We start from the raw sequence: 18,620 nt of genomic DNA, 5'->3' as shown, positions 1-18,620 counted from the left end.
CGGCCCACATGGCCGCCCTGCATGGATTGTCATACACGCATGAGCTGGCTCAGCAAATTGATGCCCTCCGGCATCCGCACCGAGAACACCCCGGCCAAGAAGCGCAGCGTCCCCGAGGGCCTGTGGGAGAAGTGCAGCAACTGCGGCAGCGCGCTGTACGGCCCCGAGCTCGAGGAAAACCTCGAGGTGTGTCCCAAGTGCGACCACCATATGGCGATCCGCGCGCGCGCGCGCCTGAACTCGCTGTTCGATCCCGACACCGCGACCACCGAGATCGCCGCCCAGCTGGGCCCGGTCGACGTGCTCAAGTTCAAGGACCAGAAGCGCTATGGCGAGCGCATCAAGGCCAGCCAGAAGAGCAGCGGCGAGTACGACGCGCTGATCGCCATGCGCGGCACGCTCAAGGGCAACCCGCTGGTCGCCGCCGCATTCGACTTCGCCTTCATGGGCGGCTCGATGGGCTCGGTGGTCGGCGAGCGCTTCGCACGCGCGGCCGAAGTGGCGCTGGAAGTCGGCTGCCCGTTCGTATGCTTCTCCGCCAGCGGCGGGGCGCGCATGCAGGAAGGCCTGTTCTCGCTGATGCAGATGGCCAAGACCTCCGCGGCACTCGGGCGCCTGCGGGAAGCCGGCCTGCCGTACATCTCGGTGCTGACCCATCCCACCACCGGTGGCGTGTCGGCCTCGTTCGCGATGCTGGGCGACATCAATATCGCCGAGCCGCATGCGTTGATCGGTTTCGCCGGCCCGCGCGTGATCGAGCAGACCGTGCGCGAGACCCTGCCGGAAGGCTTCCAGCGGTCGGAGTTCCTGCTCGACCACGGTGCCATCGACCAGATCTGCGACCGCCGCGACATGCGCGACCGCATCGCCGATCTGACCGCGATGATGATGCGTCAGCCGCATCCGCAGGACGCGGCCGCATGAGGCCAGTGGCCGCGCGCTGGCGCGACCCCGTCGCACGCGCCGCTGCGCGTGCGTCCACCCGTAGGCAGGAACACCGCAACGCATGAGCAGTCGCAAGTATTTTGGAACCGACGGCATCCGTGGCCGGGTCGGGCAGGGCGTGATCTCGGCCGATTTCGTGCTGCGGCTGGGCAATGCGCTCGGTCGGGTGCTGACCCAGGGCCGCAGCAAGCGTCCGCTGGTGCTGATCGGCAAGGACACGCGGATTTCCGGTTACATGTTCGAAGCCGCATTGGAAGCCGGCCTGGTCGCCGCCGGCGCCGACGTGCAGCTGATCGGCCCGATGCCGACCCCGGCCATCGCCTTCCTGACCAACACGCTGCGCGCCGATGCCGGCGTGGTGATCAGCGCCTCGCACAACCCGCATTACGACAACGGCATCAAGTTCTTCTCCGCCGAAGGCGAGAAGCTCGACGACGCCACCGAAGCGGCGATCGAGGCCGCGCTGGACGAGCCGTTCCACACCGTGGAATCGGAGCGCCTGGGCAAGGCGATCCGCACCCGCGATGCGATCGGCCGTTACATCGAATTCTGCAAGGCCAGCGTGGCGCGCGGGTTCACCCTGCACGGCCTGAAGATGGTGCTGGACTGCGCGCATGGGGCGACCTATCACATTGCGCCGATGCTGTTCCGCGAGCTGGGTGCGGACGTGGTCGTCATCGGCGCCGCGCCCGACGGGCTCAATATCAACGCCGGTGTCGGCTCCACCCATATCGATAATCTCGCCGCCAAGGTGCGCGAGAGCGGCGCGCAGCTGGGCATCGCCTTCGACGGCGATGGCGACCGCGTGCTGATGGCCGACGACCAGGGCAACCCGGTCGATGGCGACGACCTGCTCTACGTGCTCGCGCGCTCCTGGCAGGCCAGCGGCCGGCTCACCGGCACCGTGGTCGGCACGCTGATGACCAACTACGGCCTGGAACAGGCGCTGGCTGCACGGAACATCCCGTTCCAGCGCGCCAAGGTCGGCGACCGCTATGTGCACCAGGCGCTGGTCGAAGGCGGCGGCACGCTGGGTGGCGAAACCTCCGGCCATCTGCTATGCCTGGATCGCGCCACCACCGGCGATGGCATCGTCAGTGCGCTGCAGGTGCTCGAGGCCCTGGGCCGCGATGGGCAGAGCCTGCGCCAGGCCCTGAGCAGCCTGAGCAAGGTGCCGCAGAAGACCGTCAACGTGCGGCTGGATGGCGGGGCGGCCAAGGCGATCGTGGAGGCCGCCGGCGTGCAGCAGGCACTGCAGCAGGCGCAGGCCGCCGTGCATGGCCGGGGACGTGCGTTCCTGCGTCCGTCCGGCACCGAGCCGGTGGTGCGCGTGACCGTGGAAGCCGACGACGCCGGCCTGATGCAGGACACGCTCGACCGTCTCTCCGGGGCCGTGCGTGACGCGGCGTGAGTCGCTGATCATTGCTGTGTGCGTGGTCTTTGCCAAGGCCGCGACGTTCTACCTGTTGTATCGCCTGCTGTCCTGAGCGGCAGGCCTTCCTTTCGACTTCCCGACTTCAACTGCAGATATCCGTATGAGCGCCCGCATCCCGACCCTGGACATCACCCGTTTCGACAGCGACCGCGACGCTTTCGTCGCCGAGCTCGGCGCGGCCTATCGGCAGTGGGGCTTTGCCGGCATCCGCAACCACGGCATCGCGCAGGCCGACATCGACGCGGCGTACGAGGTGTTCAAGGCGTTCTTTGCGCTGCCCGAAGAGGTCAAGCGTCGCTACCACGTGGAAGGCAGCGGCGGTGCGCGCGGCTATACCGCGTTCGGCGTGGAAACCGCCAAGGATTCCAAGCATTTCGATCTGAAGGAGTTCTGGCATATCGGCCGCGAAATCCCGGACGATTCGCCTTACCGCGCGGTGATGGCGCCGAATCTGTGGCCGGAAGAGGTGCCCGGGTTCCGTGAGCGCGGCTATCGCCTGTACCAGCAGCTGGATCACCTGGGCTCGCGCGTGCTGTCGGCATTGGCGCTGCATATCGGCCTGCCGCAGGAGTATTTCGTCGACAAGACCAACAACGGCAACTCGATCCTGCGGCCGATCCACTACCCGCCGATCACCAGCGACGACATTCCCAATGTGCGTGCCGGCGCGCATGGCGACATCAATTTCATCACCTTGCTGGTCGGTGCCAGCGCGGCCGGGCTGGAAGTGCGCTCCAACGATGGCGAGTGGGTGCCGTTCACTGCCGACGCCGACACCATCGTGGTCAACATCGGCGACATGCTGCAACGCCTGACCAACCACGTGTATCCGTCCACCATCCATCGCGTGGTCAATCCGCCGGGCGAACAGGCGCGCAAGCCGCGCTATTCGGTGCCGTTCTTCCTGCATCCCAATCCGGATTTCCTGATCGACGTGCTGCCTTCGTGCATCACCGCCGACAATCCGAGCCGCTACCCCGAGCCGATTACCGCGCACGGTTTTCTGGAAGAACGTCTGCGTGAGATCAAGCTGAAGTAATCCGTTCGCAGCCGCGACAGCGCAGCCAGCGGCTGCGCTCGCAGCATCGGCGATGACCTCCGCCACAGTTTGGTTCATAAAATTCTGCTGGCGGCCGGTTAAAGCTTGCATTCACCTCAGCCGATAACCCAGTCTGATCGCTAGCGCGACGTCGGATTCGCCTGGCGCCCGCTGCCGATTGCACTAGGCTTGGGGGGCGCATGCAGACGCAGTGGTTCAAACGGATCGGCCCGGTTTGCGGGGTGCTGGCGTACTGCGCCGCAAGCTGCGCATTGGCAACGCCGATCAGCGTGACCGTCGTCGATGCCAACGGCATGCTGGTCGATGCGGTGGTGAGCCTGGAGCCGGCACGTCCGGTTGCCGCCGGCGCGCCCCGGACCGTGGAGATGGACCAGGTCAATTCGCAGTTCGTGCCCGCCGTGCTGGCGGTGCGCACCGGCACCCTGGTGCGGTTTCCCAACAACGACCAGATTCGCCATCAGGTCTATTCGTTCTCCCCCGCCAAGCGCTTCGAATTGCCGCTGTTCCAGGGCAGCACCGCCGCACCGGTGCGCTTCGACCAGGCCGGTCTGGTGACGGTGGGCTGCAATATCCACGACTGGATGCTGGGCTATATCCTGGTGGTGGACACGCCGTATTTCGGCAAGACCGGCAGCGACGGCCGCGTGCAGCTGGATGCGCCGGCAGGAAACTACACGCTGCGGGTCTGGCATCCACGCATCAAGGGCGCCGCGCTCACCGAGCCGGTGGCACTTGCGCGCCAGGCCATGCAACGGCGCGTGACCCTGCAGACCACCGGCGCCGCGCCCGTGGTCGCGCCACCGGATGCGCGCGTGCGTGCGCTGCAGGACAAGTTCCGTCGCGCCGACCCGAAGACGCCGAAGCCATGAAGGCCATGCGCCTGCATACCCGGATCGCGGCCTTGTTGGTGCTGGTCGTGCTCGCCACGCAGGCACTGACCTTCATTGCGGTGCAGGTCGCCACCGAGCGTAGCGTCAAGGCGCAACTGGGCGAAGAACTGCAGATCGGCGAGCGCGTCTGGCAACGCATCAATCTGCGCCGCGACGAGCAACTGATGCAGTCGGCCTCGGTGCTGGCCGACGACTTCGGCTTTCGCGCGGCCGTGGCCAGCGGCGATGTGCCGACCATGCAATCGGCATTGCGCAATCACGCTGCGCGCATGTCGGCGCAGACCGCGCTGCTGTTGTCCCCGGACGGGGAGTTTCTGACCGGGCTCGCGGACCTGCCGCAAGCCGAACAGCTGCGCGCCGTGCAGACCCTGCTGCAGCAGGCGCAGCGCGATGGGCGTGCGGTCGGCGTGGTGGCCTTGGACAGCCGCATCGTGCGGCTGGCGGTGGTGCAGGTGCTGGCACCGAGCCGGGTGGGCTGGATCGCGATCGGCAATGAATCCGGCGACGGCCTGGCGCAGGATTTCCGTTCCACCACCGGGCTGGATGCGACCTTCTTCACCGATGGCCCGCCGGTGCGCGTGCTGGCCTCCACCCTGGAGCCGGCCGCGCGTGCAGAGTTCGCGCAGCAGTTGCCGACCGCCGAACGCGCGCAGGGCGCGGCGGTCGCCTTGACCCTGGCCCAGTCGCGCTACCTGGTCAAACTGCAGTCGATCCAGGGCGACAGTCATGTGCGGGTTGCGCTGCAGGCCTCGCTGGATCGCGCGGTGGCGCCCTATCGCGTGCTCAAGTTGCGCATCCTGCTGCTGGCGGGTCTGGCCACGGCTGCGGCGCTGGGCGTGGCGATCTTCCTGGCGCGCAGCGTCAGCAGGCCGGTCGCGCAGCTGGTACAGGCCGCACGGCGCATCCAGCGCGGCGATTACCACACCGCCGTCGAAGTACCATCCGGGCGCGAACTGGCCGAGTTGGCCGACAGCTTCGCGCGCATGCAGCAGCAGATTGCCAGTCGCGAGCAGCACATCCTGCATCAGGCGCGCCACGATGCCTTGACCGGTCTGCCCAATCGCATCTGCTTGCTGGAGCGGCTGAAGGACGTGGTGGAGCAGACCGTGGCGTCCGGCGGCACCGCCGCGGTGCTGATCCTGGATCTGGAACGCTTCAAGGAACTCAACGACAGCCTGGGCCACGATTTCGCCGACCAGGTCCTGGTCGAGGTGGGCCGCCGTCTTGCCGACGTGGTGCAGGAACCCAATCTGGTCGGGCGGCTGGGCAGCGACGAGTTCATGGTGGTGGTGGCGCAGACCGATGCCGCCACCGTGCAACAGGATGCACAGCGCTTGCTGCTGCAGCTGCGCCGCCCGCTGGCGCTGCCGCAGGCGCGCATCCAGCTGGAAGCCAGCATCGGCATCGCCCTGATCCCCGAACACGGCGCCGACCCGGACACCTTGCTGCGGCGCGCCGACATTGCCCGTCGCCAGGGCGGCAATGTCAGCACCATCGGTGCCAGCGTGTATCGCCTGGGCCAGGACGAGCAGCATCTGCGCCGGCTGCGCCTGACCGGCGATCTGCGCCAGGCCGTCGGTGGCAACGAGCTGACCTTGCGCTTTCAGCCCAAGATCTGCCTGCGCAACGATCGCGTCGAGCAGGTGGAGGTGCTGGTGCGCTGGCACCATCCGGTGCTCGGGGCGATCGGCCCGGACGAATTCATTCCACTGGCCGAGCACTCCGGCGTGATCCACCCCTTGACCCGCTTCGTGCTGGACGAGGCGCTGCGCTGCCAGGCGCAGTGGCGCCGGCAGGGCCTGGAGCTGGGCATGGCAATCAATCTTTCCGCGCTGGACCTGTCCGACCCCGGCTTGCCGGATTACGTACGTGGCCGTCTGGAGCATCACGCGGTGCCGGCGCAGTCGGTCACGCTGGAGCTGACCGAAAGCGCCTTGATGCGCGATGTCGAATCCGCGCTGCACATGCTGCATCAGCTGCGCAGCGTCGGCGTGCGGCTGTCCATCGACGACTTCGGCACCGGCTATTCCTCGTTGGCGCAGCTCAAGCGCATGCCGGTGGACGAATTGAAGATCGACAAGAGCTTCGTCATGCAGCTGGCCGAAGGCACGGACGATGCGTTCATCGTGCGCAGCACCATCGATCTCGGGCATAACCTGGGTTTGAGCGTGATCGCCGAAGGCGTGGAAAACGCCACGTCCCTGGGACTGCTGCGCGGTTACGGCTGCGACATGGTGCAAGGCTATCTGTACGCGCCGCCGTTGGAAGAGGTGCCGCTGGTCGCCTGGTGCCTGCGCCAACTTGATACGACGCCGGCAGCGCAGGCAGGAGTGCATCGATGACCCGGTGGCGGCGCACGCTACTGGCTGCGGCACTGGCCGGGCTGGCCATCGCGCCCGCGTCGGTGATCGCGGGTGATGGGCGTCTGCTCGCCACCGGCGGCGTGTCGATGATCGAAGGCAGCAGCGGGGGCGGCATCGTGCCGTGGGCCACGCTGTCGGGCTACGGCACCCGCGACGAACTCGGCACCGTCCTGTTTGCCACCCATGTGGACAGCGGCGATTACCGGCTCGACGTGCAGGGTGCCGCGCTGACGGTCGGCAACCGGCTGGAACTGTCGCTGGCGCGGCAGCGGCTGGATCTGGGCACCCTGCAGGACCGGCTGGGCCTGCCATGGAATGCGCTCGGCCAGGACGTGTTCGGCGCCAAGCTGCGGGTCTATGGCGATCTGGTCTACGGGCATGCGCCACAGGTCAGTGTGGGCGTGCAGTACAAACGCCTGCGCGATGGCACGCTGCCGCTGGCGATCGGCGCGCGCGACGATCACGGCACCGATGTGTATGTCAGCGCCAGCCGTTTGTTGCTGCAGGGCGCGGGCGGCTACCAATTGCTGCTCAACGGCACGCTGCGCGCAACCCGCGCCAATCAGACCGGCTTGCTCGGTTTCGGCGGCGATCGTCGCAACAGCTATCGGCTGGTCGGCGAGGCCAGCGCCGCCGTCGTGCTGTCGCCGGCATGGGTGGTCGGCATGGAGTACCGCGACAAACCCGATAACCTCGGCTTCGCCCGCGAGCAGGCATGGGCCGATGGATTCGTGGCCTGGTTTCCCAGCAAGCATGTGTCCCTGACCGCGGCATGGGCCGAGCTTGGCGACATAGCCACGCTCGCCGACCAGCGCGGCCCCTATCTTTCCCTGCAGGTGGCGTTCTGATGAATCGACGGCTGCGCTGGTCCTTGCTGGGCGTGCTGGCGCTGATGGGCGCCTGCGCCACCACGCAACCGCGCCCCACGCTCTATGACGAACTCGGCGGACAGGCCGGCATCGAGGCGCTGGTGGAAACCATGCTGTCGCGCATCGCCGACGATCCACGCATCGTCGACACCTTCGCGCGCGTCAACATCGTGATGCTCAACGAGCGGCTGGTGCAGAAGTTCTGCCATGTCGCCGATGGCCCGTGCCCGGATACCGCCAAGTCGATGCAGCAGGCGCATGCGCACCTGGTCATTCGCGAAGGCGACTTCAACGCGCTGGTGGAGGACCTGAACTGGGCGATGGATCAGCGCAGGATTCCACGCCGCACGCAGAACCGGTTGCTGGCACGGCTGGCGGCCATGCATGGCGACATCGTCAATCACTGACGGCATCACACACCGGCCGCGCGTAGCGCTGGACGCGACGCCGCAGCGGATGTGCAGCCGCCTCACCGCAACGGCCGTACCCGATGCGATCCGCGCGCCATCACGCGCAATGCAAGCGCATGCGGCAACACGCGCAACACCGCACTGACCAGGCGATAGCGCCAGCCCGGCACGGCCAGCACCTGGCCACGTTCTAGTGCGGCAATGCCGTACTCGGCCACGTCGTCGGCTTGCAGCCAGGCCCAGCGGGGCAGGGTGGACATCGCCTCGCGGGTGCCGGTGACATCGTGAAATTCCGACCAGGCAAAGCCGGGGCACAGCGCGCAGACCTTGACCGCGCAGTCGGCATTTTCCAGCGACAGCGATTCGCTGAAGCGCAGCAGGAAACTCTTGCTGGCCGCGTACAGCGTCTGCCCATCGGCACCCGGCGTCAGTGCGGCGAACGAGGCCACGTTGAGGATGCGGCCCTGGCCGCTGGCACGAATCATCGGCAACAACCGCCAGGTTAGCTCGCATACCGCGGCCACCATCACCTGCAGGAAGCGTGCATGCGTGGCCCAGTCGTTGCGCAGATAGCGGTCCGGCACGCCGTAGCCGGCATTGTTGACCAGGGTGCCCACCGTCCAGCCATTGCGCTGGATCCGCGCAACCAGTGTTTCGGCCGCGTCGGCATCGCCCAGATCGGCCGGCAGGACTTCGACCTGCACCAACGGCCGCAACTCCTCGGCCAGCGCCTGCAGCCGATCCACCCGGCGCGCGGTCAGGATCAGCGGCACGCCGCGCCTTGCGTAAGCGCGCGCAATCTCGCGGCCGATGCCGCTGGAGGCGCCGGTGACCAATGCAAAGACAGGTGAAACGGACATGGCAGGTTCCTGTTGAAGGAGGGAGGAGACAGGCAATGGACAGAAGTGTGCCGGCTGCCGACAGGGCATGGGCTATTCTGTCGCCTGTCTTCCACTCAGGAACCTGCGCCTGATGCGTCGAAAGATCGTTGCCGGAAATTGGAAGCTGCATGGCAGCCGCGCCTTCGCCACCGAACTGGTGGCCCGGATCGCCGCGCACATGCCCCTGGAGGGTGTCGATGTCGTCATCCTGCCGCCCCTGCCTTACCTCGGCGATCTGATCGAGGATTTCGAGGAGCACCACCTGTGTTTCGGTGCCCAGGACGTCAGCAGTAACGAGAAGGGCGCCTATACCGGTGAAGTCTCGGCCACCATGCTGGTCGATGTCGGCGCCGAATACGGGCTGGTCGGCCATTCCGAACGGCGTCAGTACCATCGTGAGAGCAGCGAGCTGGTGGCGCGCAAATTCGCCGCCGCCGTGCACGCCGGGCTGATCCCGGTGCTGTGCGTGGGCGAGTCGCTGGAACAGCGCGAAGCCAAGCAGACCGAAGCGGTGTTGCGCGCCCAGCTCGAACCGGTGCTGGCACTGGTGGGCAGCGCAGGCTTTGCCCGTGCCGTGCTTGCCTACGAGCCGATCTGGGCCATCGGCACCGGTCGCACCGCCAGCCCGGAGCAGGCGCAAGCCGTCCATGCCTTCCTGCGTGGCGAAGTCGCGAAGGCGGATGCTAGAATCGCCGATTCTCTGCCCATCCTGTACGGGGGCAGTGTCAAGCCCGATAACGCCGGCGAGCTGTTTGCGCAGCCCGACGTCGATGGCGGGCTGGTCGGAGGCGCCTCGCTGGTCGCCGAGGATTTCCTGGCCATCGCCCGTGCGGCGGCCGCTTGTTAACCCATTAAGTTTTGTCCGGGGACGGATTTCGAAATGCTGATGTTGATCCTCAATGTGGTCTACGTGCTGGTCGCGCTGGCGATGATTGCGCTGATCCTGATGCAGCGCGGTGCGGGTGCGGCAGCTGGTTCCGGCTTCGGTGCCGGCGCCTCGGGCACCGTGTTCGGCTCGCAGGGCGCGTCGAACTTCCTGTCCAAGTCGACCAAGTGGCTGGCGGTGGTGTTCTTCAGCATCAGCCTGTTCATGGCGTGGTACGCCACCCATGGCGCACGTCCCACCGACCAGAACCTGGGTGTGATGTCGCAGTCGGCCACCCCGGCGCCTGCCGCCGCGGGCGAGCTGACTCAGCCGTTGCCGCAGGCACCGGCCGCCGGCGCAGTTCCGACCGCCCCGTCGCAGCCGGCGCCTGCCGCAACTCCAGCTACGGCGCCTGCGCAGTCCGCACCGGCGCAGCAAGCGCCTGCGGCACGCGAAGAAAACGCTTCAGAACCAGCACAAAAACGCTGAAGCCGGTTACAATACGCTGCGCACTGGGATGCCCAGCGGCGCAACGTATGCCCAGGTGGCGGAATTGGTAGACGCACTACCTTGAGGTGGTAGCGACTTAGGTCGTAGGGGTTCGAGTCCCCTCTTGGGCACCATTGTTTGGCTGCAGTTCCTGCGCATTGCCTGTCGCGCGCGGGGTCTGCCTATACCCCATGCCGGCACGCGGCGCGTGCGGGCAGAGGCAAGAGAGAATCGCTGTGCTGGCCGAATATTTGCCGAGTCTGCTGTTTCTGATCGTCGCCACCGGTATCGGCATCGTGCTGATGCTGATCGGTCGATTCCTCGCACCGCGTACCCCGGATGCGCGCAAGCTCTCGCCTTACGAGTGCGGCTTCGAAGCCTTCGAAGACGCGCGCATGAAGTTCGACGTGCGCTACTACCTGATCGCGATCCAGTTCATCGTGTTCGATCTGGAAATCATCTTCATCGTGCCGTGGACACAGGTGTTCATGGAGATCGGCGCACGTTCGCTGGTCACCATGGGCCTGTTCGTCGGCATGTTGTTCCTCGGCTTTATCTACGTGTGGAAGAAGGGAGCGCTGGAATGGGAGTGATTCAGACCCTGGATCGTCTGATGACCAACCCGATGCCGGAAGGCCGGGTGGAAGACATCCTGCGCCCGGAAGGCGAAAACCCGCTGCTCGAGAAGGGCTACGTGACCACCAGTGTCGATGCGCTGCTGAACTGGGCGCGCACCGGCTCGATGTGGCCGATGACCTTCGGTTTGGCCTGCTGCGCGGTCGAGATGATGCATGCCGGTGCGGCGCGCCTGGATTTGGACCGCTACGGCGTGGTGTTCCGTCCGTCGCCGCGCCAGTCCGACGTGATGATCGTGGCCGGCACGCTGGTCAACAAGATGGCCCCGGCGCTGCGCAAGGTCTACGACCAGATGCCGGATCCGAAGTGGGTCATCTCGATGGGCAGCTGCGCCAATGGCGGCGGCTACTATCATTATTCGTATTCGGTGGTGCGCGGTTGCGATCGCATCGTGCCGGTGGACATCTACGTCCCCGGTTGCCCGCCGACCGCCGAGGCGCTGGTTTACGGCATCCTGCAGCTGCAGAAGAAGATCTGGCGTACCCAGACCATCGCGCGCTGACACCCGTCTTCTTCTACTGAGAGCAGCCAAGCCCCCATGGCAGAGCAAGCATCCTCCTTCACTGACCGACTTGCGGCACGTTTCGCCGGTGCGCAGATCGCCGTGGCATTGCCGCGCGGCGAAGTGACGCTGGAAGTCGCTGCGGCCGATTGGCACGCCACCTGCCTGGCCCTGCGCGACGAGCTCGGTTTTGAGCAGCTGAGCGATCTGTGCGGCGTCGATTACCTGGGCTACGGCAGCGACGAGTGGGATACCGCCGACGTGTCGTCGCAGGGCTTCAGTCGCGGCGTCGAAGGCAAGGCCGTCGGCCGTTTCGCCTGGGGTGAATTTCCCAGCCAGGAAAGTTCCGACGGCGCCCGTCCGCAGCACATGCCCAAGCAGCGTTTTGCGGTGGTGGCGCAGCTGATCTCCTACCAGCACAACCAGCGTCTGCGCGTGCGTTGTTACGCACCGGACGAGCAGGTGCCGGTGGTGGCATCGCTGACCGACATCTGGCCTGGCGTGAACTGGTTCGAGCGCGAAGCCTTCGACCTGTTCGGCATCGTCTTCGACGGCCACCCGGACCTGCGCCGCATCCTGACCGACTACGGATTTGTCGGCCATCCGTTCCGCAAGGATTTCCCGCTGATCGGCAACGTGGAAGTGCGTTACGACGACGAGCGCAAGCGTGTCGTGTACGAGCCGGTGACCTCGGTCGAGCCGCGCGTCGGTGTGCCGCGCGTGATCCGCGACGATGCCCGTTATGAGACTGCCGCTGGTGAAGTGGGCAAGTCGGAGACCGCCAAGTGAGTGAGTTCCGCCAGGCAACCGATGCCTTCGCGAGCAATCCTGTCGAAAGCAAGCAGGAAATCCGCAACTACACGATGAACTTCGGCCCGCAGCATCCTGCGGCGCACGGCGTGCTGCGCCTGATCCTGGAAATGGACGGCGAGACCGTGGTGCGTGCCGATCCGCATATCGGCCTGCTGCACCGTGGCACCGAGAAGCTGGCCGAGTCCAAGCCGTTCAACCAGTCGGTTCCGTACATGGACCGGCTGGATTACGTGTCGATGATGTGCAACGAGCATGCCTATGTGCGTGCGATCGAATCCCTGATGGGGATCGAGGTGCCCGAGCGCGCGCACTACATCCGCACCATGTTCGACGAGATCACCCGCATCAAGAACCACCTGATGTGGGTGGGGTCCAACGCGCTCGATCTGGGCGCGATGGCGGTGATGCTGTACGCGTTCCGCGAGCGCGAAGAATTGATGGACGTCTACGAGGCGGTCAGTGGCGCGCGCATGCACGCTGCCTACTACCGTCCCGGTGGCGTGTATCGCGATCTGCCTGATCGCATGCCCAAGTACAAGGAATCCCGCTGGCACAAGGGCGGGGCACTGAAGAAGCTCAATGCAGCGCGCGAAGGCTCGATGCTGGACTTCCTCGAGGATTTCACCAATACGTTCCCGTCGCGTGTGGACGAGTACGAGACGCTGCTGACCGACAACCGGATCTGGAAGCAGCGTACCGTCGACGTCGGCATCATCAGCCCCGACCTGGCGCGTGCCTGGGGCATGACCGGTCCGATGCTGCGTGGCTCGGGCATCGAGTGGGACCTGCGCAAGAAGCAGCCCTACGCCAAGTACGACGCGGTGGAGTTCGACGTGCCGGTCGGCACCAACGGCGATTGCTATGACCGCTATCTGGTGCGCGTGGCTGAGATGCGCGAATCCAACCGCATCATCAAGCAGTGCGTGAAGTGGCTGAAGGCCAATCCGGGCCCGGTCATGGTCACCAATTTCAAGGTCGCTCCGCCAAGCCGCGAAGGCATGAAGGACGACATGGAAGCGCTGATCCATCACTTCAAGCTGTTCAGTGAAGGCTACTGCGTGCCGGCCGGCGAAACCTACTGCGCGGTGGAAGCGCCCAAGGGCGAGTTCGGCTGCTACCTGATGTCCGATGGCGCCAACAAGCCGTTCCGCGTGCACCTGCGCGCGCCGGGCTTTGCGCATCTGTCGTCCATGGACGCGGTGGTGCGTGGCTATCTGCTGGCCGACGTCGTGGCGATGATCGGTACTTACGATTTGGTTTTCGGTGAGGTTGACCGATGAAGGCGACGGGTAATTTCGAAGCGGCGCGCGACGTCGATCCGCAGGTGGTGCTGAGCGACAAGACGCGCGCGCACATCGATCATTGGTTGAGCAAGTTCCCGCCCGATCGCAAGCGTTCGGCCGTGCTGCAGGGCCTGCATGCTGCGCAGGAGCAGAACCAGGGCTGGCTGACTGACGAGCTGATCGTGGGCGTGGCCAAGTATCTGGACCTGCCGCCGGTGTGGGCCTATGAGGTCGCCAGCTTCTACTCGATGTTCGAGACCGAAAAGGTCGGCCGCCACAACGTGGCGTTCTGCACCAATATCAGCTGCTGGCTCAATGGCGCCGAAGATCTGCTGGCGCATGCGGAAAAGAAACTGGGTTGCAAGCTGGGGCAGTCGACGGCCGATGGCCGCGTCTACCTCAAGCGCGAAGAAGAGTGCCTGGCGGCCTGCTCCGCAGCGCCGATGATGGTCATCAATGGCCATTACCACGAGCACCTGACGAAAGAGAAGGTCGACGCGCTGCTGGACGGGCTGGAGTAAGACATGGCACATCATCACGCACCCTCAGGCCCGGTCGGTCCGGCGCCGTTGCCGCATCAGGTCGTCTACACGACGCTGCACTACGACACCCCGTGGTCGTACGAGAGCTATCTGAAGACCGGTGGCTACGCCGCGCTGCGCAAGATTCTCGAAGAGAAGATCGCGCCGGCCGACGTCATCGAGATGGTCAAGGCATCCAACCTGCGCGGCCGTGGCGGCGCGGGCTTCCCGACCGGCCTGAAGTGGTCGTTCATGCCCAAGGGCACGATGCAGAAGTACATCCTGTGCAACTCGGACGAATCCGAGCCGGGCACCTGCAAGGACCGCGACATCCTGCGTTACAACCCGCATTCGGTGGTGGAGGGCATGGCGATCGCCTGCTACGCCACCGGCTCGACCGTGGGCTACAACTACCTGCGCGGCGAGTTCCACCATGAGCCGTTCGAAAACTTCGAGCTGGCGCTGGCCGATGCGTATGCCAACGGCTGGCTGGGCAAGAACATTCTCGGCAGCGGCGTGGATATCGACATCTACGGTGCGCTGGGTGCAGGCGCCTACATCTGCGGCGAAGAAACCGCGCTGATGGAATCGCTGGAAGGCAAGAAGGGCCAGCCGCGCTACAAGCCGCCGTTCCCGGCGAACTTCGGCCTGTACGGCAAGCCGACCACCATCAACAATACCGAGACCTACGCCTCGGTGCCGGCGATCATTCGCAACGGCCCGGAGTGGTTCTTAGGGCTGAGCAAGACCAAGAACGGCGGCCCGAAGATCTTCTCGGTGTCCGGCTGCGTGCAGAAGGGCGGCAATTTCGAAGTGCCGCTCGGCACCACCTTCGACGAACTGCTGGAAATGGCCGGCGGCCTGCGTCCAGGCCGCAAGCTCAAGGGCGTGGTGCCTGGCGGCGTGTCGATGCCGGTGCTGAAGGCCGACCAGGTTGCCGGGCTGCAGATGGACTACGACACCTTGCGTGCACTGGGCACCGGCCTGGGTTCCGGCGCGATCGTGGTGCTGGATGACAGCGTCTGCTGCGTACGCTTTGCCTGCCGCATCTCGCAGTTCTTCCACAAGGAATCCTGCGGCCAGTGCACCCCGTGCCGCGAAGGCACCGGCTGGATGCATCGGGTGCTGGAGCGCATCGTCGCCGGCAAGGCCACGATGGAAGACCTGCACCAGCTGCGCACGGTTGCCGGCCAGATCGAAGGACACACCATCTGTGCCTTCGGCGAAGCGGCGGCGTGGCCGATTCAGGGCTTCCTGCGCCAGTTCTGGGACGAGTTCGAGTACTACATCGTCAACGGTCGTTCGATCGTCGACACGCACGTCGGAGTGGCCGCATGAGCGCCCAACCAGTGAACCCGAACGTGCCACCGGACCATGTCACCGTCGAGATCGACGGGCAGTCGCTGGTGGTGCCGAAGGGCTCGATGATCATCCAGGCCGCCGACAAGGCCGGCATCCCGATCCCGCGCTTCTGCTACCACGAGAAGCTGCCGATCGCCGCGAACTGCCGCATGTGCCTGGTGGACGTCGAAAAATCCCCGAAGCCGTCGCCTGCCTGCGCCACGCCGGTGATGGACGGCATGAAGGTCACCACGCGTAGCGAGAAGGCGCTGAAGTACCAGCGCAGCGTGATGGAATTCCTGCTGATCAATCACCCGCTGGACTGCCCGATCTGCGATCAGGGCGGCGAGTGCGAGCTGCAGGACGTCTCGCTCGGCTACGGCCGTTCGGTCAGCCGCTTCAACGAACGCAAGCGCGTGGTGCCGGACGAGGACATCGGTCCGCTGGTCGCCACCGAAATGACCCGCTGCATCCAGTGCACCCGTTGCGTGCGTTTCACCGCGGACATCGCCGGTACCTACGAGTTGGGTGGCATGTATCGCGGCGAGAACCTGCAGATCGGCACCTACGACGGCAAGCCGCTGACCACCGAGATCTCCGGCAACGTCATCGACGTGTGCCCGGTCGGCGCGCTGACCAACAAGGTGTTCCAGTTCCGTGCCCGCCCGTGGGAGCTGATGGCACGCGAATCGCTCGGCTATCACGATGCAATGGGCTCGAACCTGTTCCTGCACGTGCGTCGCGGCGAAGTGCTGCGCACCGTGCCGCGCGAGAACGAGGCGGTCAACGAGTGCTGGCTGTCCGACCGCGACCGTTATTCGCATCAGGGCCTGTACGCCGAAGACCGCGCGGTCAAGCCGCTGAAGAAGGTCAACGGGCAGTGGACCGAAGTGAGCTGGACCGAAGGTCTGGCTGCCGCGACGCAGATCCTGCGTGACAACGCCGGCGATCAGCTCGGTGTGCTGGTGCATCCGTCCACCTCCAACGAGGAGGGCGCGTTGCTCGCACGTCTTGCCGAAGGCTTGAACAGCGGCAATCTGGATCACCGCCTGCTCAATCGCGATTTTTCCGACGCTGCGGTGGGCGAGCCGTTTGCCACGCCGCTGGCCGAGATCGAGCACGCCGATGTGGTGGTGCTGTTCGGCACCAACGTGCGTCACGAGTTGCCGTTGCTGCATGCGCGCCTGCGCAAGGCCAGCATCCAGAACGGGACGAAGATCCATTCGGTCAATCCGGTCGATTTCGATTTCGCCTTCACCCAGGCAAGCCGTGCGGTCGTTGCGCCGTCGCAGCTGGCTGGCGCGTTGGACGATGCGGCATTGCGCGATGCGGTCAAGGGCGCCACGCGCGCGGTGATCGTGGTCGGCGCACTGGCTGAAAATCATCCGCAGGCTGCTTCGTTGCGTGCTGCCGCACGCGATTTCGCCGCTGCAACCGGTGCCTCGCTGTGCCGGATCCCGCAGGGTGCGAACGCTGTCGGCCTGGTTGCGCAAGGTGTGTTGCCGACCGCGCGCGATGTCGCCGGCATGCTGGCGCAGCCGCGTCAGGCCTATGTGTTGTATGGCATCGAGCCGGGCCTGGATTTCGCCGATGCCGCCGCTGCACGCAGCGCGCTGGCGGGTGCCAAGGTAGTCGCGTTCAGCCAGTTCGCCTGCGCCTCGACGCGCGACGTGGCCGACGTGATCCTGCCGATCGGTGCACTGCCGGAAATCGACGCATCGCTGACCAATCTGGATGGCCGCGTGCAGACCGCACGTGCCGCCGGTCGCCTGCCGGTCGAAGCGCGCGAGGGTTGGCGCGTATTGCGTGCGCTTGGCGGCGAGCTGGGTCTGGCCGGGTTTGAATTCATCGATCTGGTCGGCCTGCGTGCCGGCATGCAGAACCGTCGCGTCAGTCCTGCCGCCTCGGCGCAACCGGCTGTTAGCGGTGGCGGGCTGGAGGTAGCCGCCACCGCTGCGATCTATCGCACCGATGCGGTGGTGCGCCGCGCCGCTGCGCTGCAGTCGCATCCGCTCAATCTCGCCCCGTGTGTGGCGATGCACCCGGAGCAGGCCGCGCAGTTGCAGGTCGGCGCCGGCCAGATGGTCAAGGTCGGCACCGATGCCGGTAAGGCAACGTTGCCGGTGGTGCTGGACAAGCGCGTCGCACCGGGCACGGTGTGGATCGAATCCGGCCATGGCGCAACCGCGCCGCTTGGTGCCGGTCGTGTAACGGTGGTGGCTGCATGAACGAATTGCTGTTGAACCTGGTCGATCCCTTGCACCAGTGGTTTGTCGGCCTGGGCGATGGCGGCATCGTGCTGTGGACCGTATTGAAGATCCTGCTGATCGCCGTGCCGGTGATCGTGTCGGTGGCCTTCTACGTGGTCTGGGAGCGCAAGCTGATCGGCTGGATGCATGTGCGTCACGGGCCGATGTATGTGGGCATGGGCATCTTCCAGGCCTTCGCCGACGTGTTCAAGCTGCTGTTCAAGGAGATCCTGCAGCCGAGCAGCTCGCACAAGGCGATGTTCATCATCGCGCCGCTGCTGACACTGGCACCGGCCTTCGCCGCCTGGTCGGTGGTGCCGTTCGATGCGCAGCTGGTGCTGTCCAATGCCAACGTCGGCCTGCTTTACCTGCTGGCGATGACCTCGTTGGGCGTGTACGGCATCATCCTGGCCGGCTGGGCATCCAACTCCAAGTACGCGTTCCTGGGCGCGATGCGCTCGGCCGCGCAGGTGGTCAGCTACGAAATCGCGATGGGTTTTGCGCTGGTCGGCGTGATGATTGCCTCCGGTAGCGTCAACCTGAGCCAGATCGTATTCGCGCAGGCCGGCAACTCCGGCTTCTTCGACTGGTTCCTGATTCCGCTGTTCCCGTTGTTCATCGTGTACTGGGTGTCGGGCGTTGCCGAAACCAACCGTGCGCCGTTCGACGTGGTGGAAGGTGAGTCGGAAATCGTTGCCGGCCACATGGTGGAGTATTCGGGCGGTGCGTTCGCACTGTTCTTCCTGGCCGAGTACGCCAACATGATCCTGGTCAGCTTCCTGATCTCGATCTTCTTCCTCGGCGGTTGGCTGAGCCCGATCCAGGGTTGGGTCAACGCGGATATCTCGCCGTGGATCGACTGGTTGTGGAAGGGTGGTTGGCCATGGCTGCTGATGAAGGTGTTCTTCTTCGCCAGCGCCTACATCTGGTTCCGTGCCAGCTTCCCGCGCTACCGCTACGACCAGATCATGCGTCTGGGCTGGAAGGTGTTCATTCCGCTCACGATCGTGTGGATCGCAGTGACGGCGTTGATGGTGTTTTACGGCGTGATCCAGAAGGGCGTGTAAC

The 18,620-nt window shown here is 65.6% G+C and carries 18 protein-coding genes and 1 tRNA gene; 18 read left to right on the top strand and 1 reads right to left on the bottom strand.

The features are described 5' to 3' along the window. Window positions 1-39 precede the first annotated feature (39 nt). From accD to CPBF1521_RS15365, 7 genes are all read left to right on the top strand, one after another. Window positions 40-924 (top strand): acetyl-CoA carboxylase, carboxyltransferase subunit beta, encoded by an 885-nt coding sequence (gene accD / locus CPBF1521_RS15395; protein ID WP_046343350.1) that lies wholly within the window; start codon window positions 40-42, stop codon window positions 922-924. Window positions 925-1,006: 82 nt separating this feature from the next. Then, the gene (glmM, locus tag CPBF1521_RS15390) at window positions 1,007-2,356 is read left to right on the top strand and encodes a phosphoglucosamine mutase (RefSeq protein WP_104581954.1); all 1,350 of its coding nucleotides are present in this window, start codon (window positions 1,007-1,009) and stop codon (window positions 2,354-2,356) included. 124 nt (window positions 2,357-2,480) lie between these two features. Next, window positions 2,481-3,419, top strand: a complete 939-nt coding sequence (locus CPBF1521_RS15385) for an isopenicillin N synthase family dioxygenase (RefSeq protein WP_104581955.1) — start codon at window positions 2,481-2,483, stop codon at window positions 3,417-3,419. Window positions 3,420-3,619: 200 nt separating this feature from the next. Then, complete coding sequence (locus tag CPBF1521_RS15380; RefSeq protein ID WP_115677539.1) at window positions 3,620-4,309, top strand: methylamine utilization protein; 690 nt, start codon at window positions 3,620-3,622, stop codon at window positions 4,307-4,309. Beyond that, window positions 4,306-6,672, top strand: a complete 2,367-nt coding sequence (locus CPBF1521_RS15375; protein WP_115677538.1) for a putative bifunctional diguanylate cyclase/phosphodiesterase — start codon at window positions 4,306-4,308, stop codon at window positions 6,670-6,672. The genes CPBF1521_RS15380 and CPBF1521_RS15375 overlap by 4 nt, the downstream gene beginning before the upstream one ends. Then, entirely contained in the window at window positions 6,669-7,541 is an 873-nt protein-coding gene (locus CPBF1521_RS15370; RefSeq protein WP_115677537.1) for a DUF3034 family protein, read from the top strand. Before CPBF1521_RS15375 ends, CPBF1521_RS15370 begins: the two co-directional genes overlap by 4 nt. Next, on the top strand, window positions 7,541-7,969 hold the full coding sequence (locus CPBF1521_RS15365; RefSeq protein ID WP_104648014.1) for a group I truncated hemoglobin: 429 nt from the start codon (window positions 7,541-7,543) through the stop codon (window positions 7,967-7,969). The genes CPBF1521_RS15370 and CPBF1521_RS15365 overlap by 1 nt, the downstream gene beginning before the upstream one ends. Window positions 7,970-8,031: 62 nt before the next feature. Here the strand turns inward: CPBF1521_RS15365 and CPBF1521_RS15360 are convergent, their stop codons facing one another. Continuing rightward, window positions 8,032-8,832, bottom strand: a complete 801-nt coding sequence (locus CPBF1521_RS15360; RefSeq protein ID WP_115677536.1) for an SDR family NAD(P)-dependent oxidoreductase — start codon at window positions 8,830-8,832, stop codon at window positions 8,032-8,034. A 112-nt stretch (window positions 8,833-8,944) separates the two neighbouring features. On the opposite strand from CPBF1521_RS15360, the gene tpiA reads away from it, so the two are divergent. From tpiA to nuoH, 11 genes are all read left to right on the top strand, one after another. Beyond that, window positions 8,945-9,700, top strand: a complete 756-nt coding sequence (gene tpiA, locus CPBF1521_RS15355) for a triose-phosphate isomerase (protein WP_115677535.1) — start codon at window positions 8,945-8,947, stop codon at window positions 9,698-9,700. 33 nt (window positions 9,701-9,733) lie between these two features. After that, the gene (gene secG, locus CPBF1521_RS15350; RefSeq protein WP_115677534.1) at window positions 9,734-10,207 is read left to right on the top strand and encodes a preprotein translocase subunit SecG; all 474 of its coding nucleotides are present in this window, start codon (window positions 9,734-9,736) and stop codon (window positions 10,205-10,207) included. Between the two features lie 49 nt (window positions 10,208-10,256). Beyond that, a tRNA-Leu gene (locus CPBF1521_RS15345) sits at window positions 10,257-10,341 on the top strand. 102 nt (window positions 10,342-10,443) lie between these two features. Further along, entirely contained in the window at window positions 10,444-10,800 is a 357-nt protein-coding gene (locus CPBF1521_RS15340; RefSeq protein ID WP_010371162.1) for an NADH-quinone oxidoreductase subunit A, read from the top strand. Then, window positions 10,791-11,345 carry a NuoB/complex I 20 kDa subunit family protein gene (locus CPBF1521_RS15335; RefSeq protein ID WP_016944318.1) on the top strand — a complete coding sequence of 185 codons (555 nt, stop codon included), beginning with the start codon at window positions 10,791-10,793 and terminating at the stop codon, window positions 11,343-11,345. The genes CPBF1521_RS15340 and CPBF1521_RS15335 overlap by 10 nt, the downstream gene beginning before the upstream one ends. 36 nt (window positions 11,346-11,381) lie before the next feature. After that, window positions 11,382-12,134, top strand: a complete 753-nt coding sequence (locus tag CPBF1521_RS15330) for an NADH-quinone oxidoreductase subunit C (protein ID WP_104581963.1) — start codon at window positions 11,382-11,384, stop codon at window positions 12,132-12,134. Beyond that, entirely contained in the window at window positions 12,131-13,438 is a 1,308-nt protein-coding gene (locus CPBF1521_RS15325) for an NADH-quinone oxidoreductase subunit D (RefSeq protein ID WP_016902995.1), read from the top strand. Before CPBF1521_RS15330 ends, CPBF1521_RS15325 begins: the two co-directional genes overlap by 4 nt. Next, a complete protein-coding gene (gene nuoE / locus CPBF1521_RS15320; RefSeq protein ID WP_016902996.1) occupies window positions 13,435-13,962 on the top strand; it encodes an NADH-quinone oxidoreductase subunit NuoE in 528 nt (175 codons plus the stop codon). The genes CPBF1521_RS15325 and nuoE overlap by 4 nt, the downstream gene beginning before the upstream one ends. A 3-nt stretch (window positions 13,963-13,965) precedes the next feature. Beyond that, window positions 13,966-15,300, top strand: coding sequence for an NADH-quinone oxidoreductase subunit NuoF (gene nuoF / locus CPBF1521_RS15315; protein WP_024937978.1), 1,335 nt, complete (start codon window positions 13,966-13,968; stop codon window positions 15,298-15,300). Then, window positions 15,297-17,531 carry an NADH-quinone oxidoreductase subunit NuoG gene (gene nuoG / locus CPBF1521_RS15310; protein ID WP_115677533.1) on the top strand — a complete coding sequence of 745 codons (2,235 nt, stop codon included), beginning with the start codon at window positions 15,297-15,299 and terminating at the stop codon, window positions 17,529-17,531. Before nuoF ends, nuoG begins: the two co-directional genes overlap by 4 nt. Continuing rightward, the gene (gene nuoH, locus CPBF1521_RS15305) at window positions 17,528-18,619 is read left to right on the top strand and encodes an NADH-quinone oxidoreductase subunit NuoH (RefSeq protein ID WP_104581965.1); all 1,092 of its coding nucleotides are present in this window, start codon (window positions 17,528-17,530) and stop codon (window positions 18,617-18,619) included. The genes nuoG and nuoH overlap by 4 nt, the downstream gene beginning before the upstream one ends. The last annotated feature ends 1 nt before the right edge of the window (window position 18,620 follow it).

It is taken from the genome of Xanthomonas euroxanthea (genome assembly GCF_900476395.1).
Lineage (GTDB): Bacteria > Pseudomonadota > Gammaproteobacteria > Xanthomonadales > Xanthomonadaceae > Xanthomonas > Xanthomonas euroxanthea.
Note: the sequence above shows the minus strand (reverse complement) of the source record. Positions and strands in the feature narration are given on the sequence as shown.